We start from the raw sequence: 8469 nt of genomic DNA, 5'->3' as shown, positions 1-8469 counted from the left end.
GACGCGGCCCTCGGGGACCGGCACCGCCGCCGGCGCTCCCGGCGCCTCCTGGACGTCCTCGAGCAGCAGCGCCGCCGCGCGGCACGCCGCCAGGCCGAACGCGGCGGTGGGCCGGGCCCGGGGGTCGCCGCCCCGCCCGAGGTCGAAGACGACCGCCGCCGGCACGACCGGGACCCGGAGCTCCGGCGTGCCGGGAGGGCTCACGAGGAACCCGCGGCCGGCCTCCTCGCACCAGGCCATGACGCCGTCGGCGGTGGCCAGGCCGTAGGCGCTGCCGCCGGACAGGACCACGGCGTCGACGGTGCTGACGAGCGTCCCCGGGGCCAGCGCGTCGGTCTCGCGGGTGCCCGGCGCGCCGCCCCCCACGACGACCCCGCCCACCGTGCCCGCCGGCGGGAGGACGACCGTGCAGCCGGTGGCCCACCCCCCGCCCGTGGCGTGCGCGTGCCCGACGAGCACGTCCGGCAGCCCGGGCAGCCGCCCGGCCCCGGTGCGCAGGTCAGGGTCCGTGAGGTCGTCGGTCGGCCTGCCCGTCGCGGCGCTCGGGCTGCTGGCGGGGGAGGCGGGGGGCTCGGCCATCCCCGGACGCTACGCCGCGGCCGGCCCTCGCCGCGGGCCTAGCATCAGCGCTCGTGCCCTACGACCTGCACACGCACTCCACCGCCAGCGACGGGACCACGTCGCCGGCGGAGGTCGTGCGCGCCGCCGCTGCCGCCGGGCTGACCGGGCTCGCGCTCACCGACCACGACACCGGGGCGGGCCTCGCCGAGGCGGCCGCCGCCGCGGGCGAGGCGGGCATCGACCTGGTCCCCGGCGTCGAGATCTCCACGCAGGTGCTCGGCCGGTCCGTGCACCTGCTGGGCTACGGCGACATCACCGCGACCGCGCCGCTGGCCGGGGTGCTCGCCGGCACCGTCGACAGCCGCCACAGCCGGCTGCGGCGCATCGTGGAGCGGCTCGCCCGCGTGGTCCCGGGCCTCACCGTCGCCGACGTGGTGGCCCGCGTCCCCCTCGGCGTCACGCCCGGGCGCCCGCACATCGCCGACGCCCTCGTGGCGCTCGGCGCCGTCCCGGACCGCGACGCCGCCTTCGTCGAGCTGCTGTCCGAGGACGGCCCGTACTACGTCGGCTACTCCGCCCCCGGGCTGCTGGAGTCCGTCCGGCTGGTGACCGCGGCGGGCGGCGCGGCGGTCGTGGCCCACCCCGGGTCCCGCTCGGCGGCCGACCTGCTGGACGAGGACCTGCTCGCCGAGCTCGCCGACGCGGGGCTGGCCGGCCTCGAGGTCGACCACCGCGACCACGACGGCCCCACCCGCGAGCGCCTGCGGGCGACCGCGGCACGGCTCGGGCTGCTCGCCACCGGCTCCAGCGACTTCCACGGGGCGGGCAAGCAGAACCGCCTGGCCGAGAGCACGACGCCGGACGACGTGGTCGCCGAGCTGCTCGCGCGCGCCGCGTCGGGCACGGGGGCACGGCCGTGAACTGGCAGCTGTTCGGCGAGGCGTTCGTCACGCTCTTCGTCATCATCGACCCGCCCGGGACGGTGCCGATCTTCCTCGGCCTCACCTCGACCATGACGACGGCCAAGCGCCGGCGTGCCGCCCGCCAGGCCGTGCTCGTCGCGTTCGGCGTCATCGTCGCCTTCGCGGTGTTCGGCCAGACGATCCTCGACTACCTGGGGATCAGCCTGCCGGCCCTGCAGGCGGCGGGTGGCCTGCTGCTCCTGCTCGTGGCGCTGGAGCTGCTCACCGACAACGCCAAGGAGCCCGAGGCGCAGGAGTCGGTGAACATCGCCCTGGTGCCGCTGGGGACCCCGCTGCTCGCCGGCCCGGGCGCGATCGTCGCCACGATGCTGTTCGTCCAGCGCGCCGACGGTGCCGCCGAGCTCGTGTCGGTCGCGGCGGCGATCGTCGCGGTCCACGTCGTGCTGTTCCTCGTGCTGCGCTTCGCCGGCCTCATCCGCCGGGTGCTGCGCGACGGCGGGGTCACCCTCGTCACGCGCATCGCCGGCGTGCTGCTGTCGGCGATCGCCGTGCAGCTGGTCGCGGACGCGGTGCGGTCCTTCGTCGAGGCCGCCTGAGGGACGGTCGACCGGGGCGCCGGTCCAGGGCATCGTCAGCCGGCGAGGGCGCGCCCGAGGACCCGGGCGGCCTCCGGGTAGGCCGACGGGTCCGCCCCGCAGTAGCTGAGCCGCAGGAAGGGCCCGGACGGCTCGGCGGGGAACCACTCGTCCCCGGGGGCCACGAGGACCCGGTCGGCCTCGCAGGCCCGCACCACCCGGTCCACGTCCTTCCCGTCGGGCAGCCGCGCCCACAGCGACAGCCCTCCGGCCGGGACGTGCGCGACGTGCGCCTGGGGGGCGTGCGTGCGCAGGCTCGTCAGCAGCAGGTCCCGGCGGGCGCGCAGGGAGCGCCGCAGCCCGCGCAGGTGCGCGGCCCAGGCCGGCTGCGTGACGACGTCCAGCGCCGCCGCCTGCAGGACGCCGCTGACGGAGGTCGTCTCCGCCCCGCGGTCGGCGAGGACGCGGTCACGGGCGGGCCCGCGCGCCACGACGGCCGCGACCCGGACGGCGGGGGAGACGCTCTTGGTCAGCGAGCGCAGGTAGACCACGTGGCCGCCGTCGTCCTGGGCGGCCAGCGGCGAGGGCGCGGTGTCGATGCCGAGGTCGTGCGCCCAGTCGTCCTCCACGAGGAACGCGCCGTGGCGGCGGACGACCTCCAGCACCCGGGCTCCCGTGGCCGCGGACCACTGCGCGCCCGTGGGGTTGGCGTAGGAGGGCTGGGCGTACAGCAGCCGCGCCCCGGTCTCGGCGAAGGCCCGGTCGACCTCGTCGGGATCCGGTCCGTGCGGTCCGCTGGGCACCGGGACCACGGTGGCGCCGGCCTGCGCCGCGGCCAGGACCGCCCCCCAGTACGTCGGCGACTCCATGAGCAGCGGACGCCCGCGGGGCACCAGCGCCCGGAACACCGAGGCCAGGCCGCTCTGGCTGCCCGGCAGCACGACGACGTCCCCCGCGGCGACGGGCGCCACCTCCGCCGGGGCGTGCGCGGCGAGCCCGTCGGCGAACCAGCGGCGCAGCTCGGGCAGGCCCTCCACCGGCGGGCGGGCGGTCGCGGCGGCCCCGCGGGATGTGCGGACCAGGGCCTGGCGGACGAGACGCTCCGGCAGCAGGTCGCGGTCCGGGTAGCCGTTGTGCAGCGCGACGACGTCCTCGGGGGCGCTGCGCAGCGCCGCGGGCACGGGGCGCGGGGGAGCCTGGGGGGAGCGCAGCGCCGCGGTCTGCCAGCCGTAGTCGATGGCCCGCACCGTGCGCGGCGCGCGGACGAAGGTGCCGGTGCCCGGCCGGGTCTCGACCAGGCCCTGCGCGACGAGGGCCTGCACCGCCCGCTGCACGGTCACGGGGCTGGCACCGTGGGCGGCGACGAGCGCCCGCGTCGACGGCAGCCGCTCCCCGGGCGCGGCAGCGGCCACCCGGGCGCGGAGGTCGTCGGCGATCCTCCTGCTGCTACCGTCGTCCATGACGGAAGACAGTAGCGCTATCCCGGCGATGGTCCCGGTGGTACCGCGCACCCCGACCGGGCTGTGGTGGGGTCTCCTCGGTGTCGCGGCGTTCTCGCTGACCGTCCCCCTCACCCGGCTCGCGGTGGCGGAGGCCTCCCCGCTGTTCCTGGGGGCCGGCCGCGCGGTGCTCGCCGCCGTGCTCGCCACGGCCGCCCTGCTCCTCACCCGGCAGCGCCGGCCCTCGAGGCGGCAGGTGGCACGGCTGGCCGCGGTGGCGGGGGGCGTCGTGGTCGGCTTCCCCCTCCTCACGTCGTTCGCGCTGGTGAGCGTGCCGGCCGCGCACGCCGCCGTCGTCATCGCGCTGCTGCCCGCCGCGACCGCGGCCACCGTGGTGCTGCGGACGGGCGAGCGGCCGCCGGCCAGGTTCTGGCTGCTCGCGTCGCTGGGGGCCGCGGTGACCGTCGGCTTCGTCGCCGTCGAGGGCGGCGGGCTCGACGGGCTGCAGCCGGCGGACCTCCTGCTGCTCGGCGCCGTGGCCGCGGCGGCCGTCGGGTACGCCGAGGGCGGGCTGCTGGCCCGCGAGCTCGGCGCCTGGCAGACCGTGTCGTGGGCGCTCGTGCTGGCGGCGCCCCTCATGGCGGTCCTCACGGTGGTGGCCCTCCCGGGCGGCACCCCCAGCACACCGGTCGGCTGGGCGGCCTTCGCCTACCTGGGTGCCGTGAGCATGTTCCTGGGGTTCGTCGCCTGGTACCGCGGTCTCGCGCGGGGGCCGATGGCGCAGGTGAGCCAGGTGCAGCTCGTGCAGCCCGTCATGAGCATCGCCTGGGCCGCCCTCCTGCTGGGCGAGGCGCTGTCGTGGCCCACGGTGCTGGGCGGTGTGCTGGTGGTGGCCTGCGCCGGGTCGGCGGTGCGGGTGCGGCTCGGCGCGGCCCGCCCCTCGCCTGTCCCTCCGGGGGCCGGCGCCTGACACGGCCCGACCCGTTCCGTCACGACGGCACCCTGCGACGGTCTAGCCGGCGCAGGGTGCCGTCGTGCGCGGGGTCCGGCGCCGGGGGCAGAGGCCGGGGGCGGCGTATCAGGGCCGTCCGGCGGTCCTCATGGGTCCCGTCACCCAGACCCGCACACATCTCCCGGAGGACCGGCCGTGGCCGACGCCAGCACCCCCACCAGCACCCCCGGCGCCCTGCCCGGCCCCGTGCCGCAGCAGCCGGTCGACCCGTACGCGCAGCAGCAGGCAGGTGCGTACGCGCAGCAGCACGGCGCCCCGTACCCGCAGCCGGGCCGGTACGCCCCGCAGCAGGGGGTCCCGTACCCGCAGCAGCCCGGCCCGTACGCACAGGCGGGTCCGTACGGCCGACCGGCTGCTGCCGCTCAGGCGGGCCCGTACGGGCAGCCCTCCGGTCCCGGCGGCACGCCCCCCGCCCGGCGTGGGCGCGGCTGGCTGGTCGCGCTCGTCGCCGGCCTGGTCGTGGTGGTCCTGCTCCTCCTCGCCGCCGGTGCCGCGCTCCTCGTCCGCCTCGCGGGCGGCGACGGCGACCCGGTCGACCCCGACCCCGTCGGCCCGGGTGCCGCCGGTCCGGTCGCCTCCGTCGAGGACGTCGACACCGCGACGGTGCAGATCGTCTCCCAGGGCTCCTTCGTCGACCCGGAGGCCGGTGCGGTCAGCGACGCCGCGGGCGCGGGCACCGGGTTCTTCGTGGACGCCGACGGCACGGCGGTCACCAACAACCATGTCGTCACCGGGGCGGCGACGCTCGAGGTCTACGTGGCCGGGGAGACGGAGCCGCGCAACGCCCGCGTGCTCGGCACCTCCGAGTGCTCGGACCTCGCCGTCATCGACGTGGAGGGCGAGGGCTTCCCGTTCCTCGAGCTGGCGCCGCAGGCCCCGGGCACCGGGGTGGAGGTGTTCGCGGCCGGGTTCCCGCTCGGCGACCCGGAGTTCACGCTCACCAGCGGCATCGTCTCCAAGGCGTCGGCGTCCGGCGAGACCGGCTGGGCGTCCGTCGACGACGTCGTCGAGCACTCGGCCACCATCAACCCCGGCAACTCCGGCGGTCCGCTCGTCGACGCCTCCGGCCGCGTCGTCGCCGTCAACTACGCCGGCTCGTCGGAGACCGACCAGTACTTCGCCATCGCGGCCCCCACTCTCGGCTCGGTCGTCGACCAGCTGCGGCAGGGACGCTCGGTGGACTCGCTCGGCATCAACGGCCAGGCCATGCGCACCGAGGACGGCTCGCTGTCCGGGGTGTTCGTCGCCGCGGTCGAGTCGGGCTCTCCTGCGGCCGCGCTCGGGCTGGCCGGCGGGGACGTCGTCACCCGGATGGAGGGCCTGTCGCTGGCCACGGACGGCACGATGGCCGACTACTGCGACGTGCTGCGCACCCAGGGGGCCGACGCGGAGATCTCTGCCCAGGTCCTCCGCCCCTCGACCGGGGAGGTGCTGCAGGGCTCGTTCGGCAGCGGGGTCCCGCTCGCGGTGTTCGAGACCCTCGGCAGCGAGCTGGAGGAGGAGGTCCCGGTCGAGGGCGTCGGCCCGGCCACCTACAGCGGGTACACCACGGTCACCGACGACTCCGGGTCCATCAGCCTGGAGGTCCCGGTCGAGTGGGCCCAGGTCGACGGCGCCCCGCTGGAGGACGGCAGTCCGGCGCTCGTGGCGACCCCGGACCTCGACGCCTTCAGCTCGGGCTTCACGACCTCGGGGGTCGTCATCGCCAGCGTCGAGGGCAGCAGCGACCCGGGCCAGGCGCTCCAGGACATGCTCACCGGCATGGGCGCGACCGACGCATGCCCGACGAGCGAGGGTCCCCAGCCGTACGACGACGGCCTGTACACCGGCACGTACGAGCTGCGGGAGGGCTGCGAGGGCACCGACGCGGCCTTCGCCGGCATCGTCGCCGTCCCCGAGGGCGGGGACTTCATGGTCTTCGTCGGTATCCAGGTGGTCGGCCAGGCGGACCTGGAGGCGCTCGACCGGATCATCCAGTCGTTCGTCGTCACGCCCTGACGGGTGCGGTCACCCCAGGCCGAGACGGCGGCGGGCCTGCGCCTCGTGGTGGCTCTGCGCCAGCGCCGGCACCACCGAGCCGACGCGCCGGCCCGTCCGGCGCAGCGCCCGCAGCGACGACGTCACCGCGGCCTGCGGGACGACCGCCCCGCCGGTGCGCAGCGGCGCGGGGAACATGTCGCGCGCCCAGGCCGGGAGGGTGGCGAAGGCCAGGCCGGCCAGGGAGCTCCAGCCCAGCCGCGCGGGTGTCAGGAGCTCCAGCAGCGGGTGGATGGGCGGGGCGAGCACCATCGCCACCGCGTCGCGGGCGGGCGCGCTGAGGTGCAGCGAGCCACGGACGCCGGCGAGGTAGGCCGCGACCCCGGCCTGGCTGCGCGGTGCCGCCGCCGGGTCGACGCCGAGCAGCTCGCCCGCCCGGACCTGCTCGGCGACGAAGGTGTCCGCCTCGTCCTCGGTGAGGTCGAGACCGCCGCGACGGGTGGTGACGAGCACGGAGTCCACGAGGCAGGTGTGGACCCACAGCAGCAGCTCCGGCTCGTCGATGCGGCGGCGGCTGCCGTCCCCGGGGTCGACGAACTCCGAGCCGGCGTGGGCGCGGCGCACGTGCCCGGCGACGGCCTCGACCTGGGCCGTGCTGCCGAACGTCGTCAGGGACACGTAGTCCGCGGTGCGGAGGAGCCGGCCCCAGGACTCCTCGCGGTAGCCGGAGTGCGCCGCGAAGCCGTGCGCGACGACCGGGTGCAGCGACTGCAGGAGCAGGGCGCGCAGGCCACCGACCGCCATGAGCGGGTCGCCGTGCACCCGCCACGACACGCTGTGCGGGCCGAAGAGGCCCGGGTCCGCCGTGCCGGCCCACCCAGCCGGGCGGGCACGCGGGACGCCGGCGTCCTGCGGGGCGACGGGGACCAGGGCGGCCGCTGTCATGTCTGCGGTCATGGGGCATCCTCACCCGCGGCGGCGGCGCGGGCCTGGCAGGACGCTGCGAGGATGGCCGCGTGTCCCGGGTCCTGGCGGTCGCCAACTCCAAGGGCGGGGTCGCCAAGACCACGACCGCCGCCGCCCTGGCCACCGCGTTCCGCGCCCGGGGACGACGGGTGCTGCTCGTCGACCTCGACCCGCAGGCCTGCCTGACGTTCGCCCTGGGCGCCGACCTCGGCGAGGACGGGGCGCCCACCGTCGTCGACGTGCTCGCCGGGCGCAGCGGCGTCCGGGACGCCGTCGTCGTCACGGCCGAGGACGTCCACCTGGTGCCCGCCGGCATCGAGCTGGCCGGCAGCGAGGCGGCGCTCGCGGGCGTCCCGGACCGCGAGACCGTGCTCCGGCGGGCGCTGGCCGAGGTGGCCGGCGACTACGACGACGTCGTCCTCGACTGCTCGCCGAGCCTGGGCCTGCTCACGGTCGGCGCGCTCACCGCGGCCGACGAGGTCCTGGTGCCGCTGGCGGCGGAGATGCTCGGCCACCGGGCCGTGGGGCAGCTGCTCGACACGGTGGCCGACGTGCGCGCCCACCTCAACCCGTCGCTCGTCGTCGTCGGCCTGCTCCCGACCATGGTCGACCTGCGCGGGGCGCACGCCCGCGCCGTCGTGGACGACCTGGGCCCGCGCTACGACCTGCCCGTCCTGGGACCCGTGCCGCGCTCGGTGCGGGTCGCCGAGGCGCCCGCCCGCGGGCTCAGCGTGCTGGGCGCGGCCGGGCGGTCGTCGGCCGCACAGGCCTACCGCCAGGTCGCCGACCGGCTGCTCGTCGGTCGCTGAGCCGGGGCCGCCCGCCCGGGGGGAGGTGCGCCCCCGCGGGCGGACGTGCCCTGGTGCCGGGTACGCCCGGTCTCAGCTGGTCTGCTCGGCGCCGACGGGCTGCGCCGGGGCGTCACCGTCGGTGCCCGGGGCACGCCGGCGTCGGCGACGGCGCGGGGCGCCCTCGCCGACCGGGGCCGCCGTGGCGTCGTCGACCGCCACCGGGCC

The 8469-nt window shown here is 77.6% G+C and carries 8 protein-coding genes; 5 read left to right on the top strand and 3 right to left on the bottom strand.

Features of this window, described 5'->3' with window-relative positions:
- The coding region (locus WCS02_RS14685) for a P1 family peptidase (RefSeq protein ID WP_340294512.1) at positions 1-579 on the bottom strand (579 nt) is incomplete at its 3' end.
- A 53-nt stretch (positions 580-632) separates the two neighbouring features.
- Between WCS02_RS14685 and WCS02_RS14680 the strand changes: the two genes are divergently transcribed.
- Both WCS02_RS14680 and WCS02_RS14675 read left to right on the top strand, forming a co-directional pair.
- Positions 633-1481: a PHP domain-containing protein gene (locus WCS02_RS14680; protein ID WP_340294510.1), complete on the top strand. Its 849-nt coding sequence runs from the start codon at positions 633-635 to the stop codon at positions 1479-1481.
- Complete coding sequence (locus WCS02_RS14675) at positions 1478-2080, top strand: MarC family protein (protein WP_340294508.1); 603 nt, start codon at positions 1478-1480, stop codon at positions 2078-2080. The genes WCS02_RS14680 and WCS02_RS14675 overlap by 4 nt, the downstream gene beginning before the upstream one ends.
- Positions 2081-2115: 35 nt before the next feature.
- Here the strand turns inward: WCS02_RS14675 and WCS02_RS14670 are convergent, their stop codons facing one another.
- Positions 2116-3519 carry an aminotransferase-like domain-containing protein gene (locus WCS02_RS14670; protein ID WP_340294506.1) on the bottom strand — a complete coding sequence of 468 codons (1404 nt, stop codon included), beginning with the start codon at positions 3517-3519 and terminating at the stop codon, positions 2116-2118.
- Here WCS02_RS14670 and WCS02_RS14665 point away from each other — a divergent pair.
- Positions 3518-4468: a DMT family transporter gene (locus WCS02_RS14665; RefSeq protein WP_340294504.1), complete on the top strand. Its 951-nt coding sequence runs from the start codon at positions 3518-3520 to the stop codon at positions 4466-4468. The two genes, WCS02_RS14670 and WCS02_RS14665, sit on opposite strands and share 2 nt — an antisense overlap.
- Before the next feature lie 177 nt (positions 4469-4645).
- Complete coding sequence (locus WCS02_RS14660) at positions 4646-6508, top strand: S1C family serine protease (RefSeq protein ID WP_340294502.1); 1863 nt, start codon at positions 4646-4648, stop codon at positions 6506-6508.
- A gap of 9 nt (positions 6509-6517) precedes the next feature.
- Here WCS02_RS14660 and WCS02_RS14655 read toward each other — a convergent pair whose 3' ends face one another.
- Positions 6518-7444, bottom strand: a complete 927-nt coding sequence (locus WCS02_RS14655; RefSeq protein WP_340294500.1) for an oxygenase MpaB family protein — start codon at positions 7442-7444, stop codon at positions 6518-6520.
- Between the two features lie 59 nt (positions 7445-7503).
- Here WCS02_RS14655 and WCS02_RS14650 point away from each other — a divergent pair, with 59 nt between their 5' ends.
- Entirely contained in the window at positions 7504-8262 is a 759-nt protein-coding gene (locus tag WCS02_RS14650; protein ID WP_340294498.1) for a ParA family protein, read from the top strand.
- The last annotated feature ends 207 nt before the right edge of the window (positions 8263-8469 follow it).

Origin of the sequence: Aquipuribacter hungaricus (genome assembly GCF_037860755.1) — a bacterium.
Lineage (GTDB): Bacteria > Actinomycetota > Actinomycetes > Actinomycetales > JBBAYJ01 > Aquipuribacter > Aquipuribacter hungaricus.
The sequence above is the reverse complement of the archived record's forward strand: the minus strand, read 5'-3'. Positions and strand labels throughout refer to the sequence as shown.

Coding starts and splice junctions, on each gene's coding strand:
- WCS02_RS14665 (WP_340294504.1), top strand. CDS start 3,518: ATGACGGAAGACAGTAGCGCTATCCCGGCGATGGTCCCGGTGGTACCG.
- WCS02_RS14670 (WP_340294506.1), bottom strand. CDS start 3,519: ATGGACGACGGTAGCAGCAGGAGGATCGCCGACGACCTCCGCGCCCGG.
- WCS02_RS14655 (WP_340294500.1), bottom strand. CDS start 7,444: ATGACCGCAGACATGACAGCGGCCGCCCTGGTCCCCGTCGCCCCGCAG.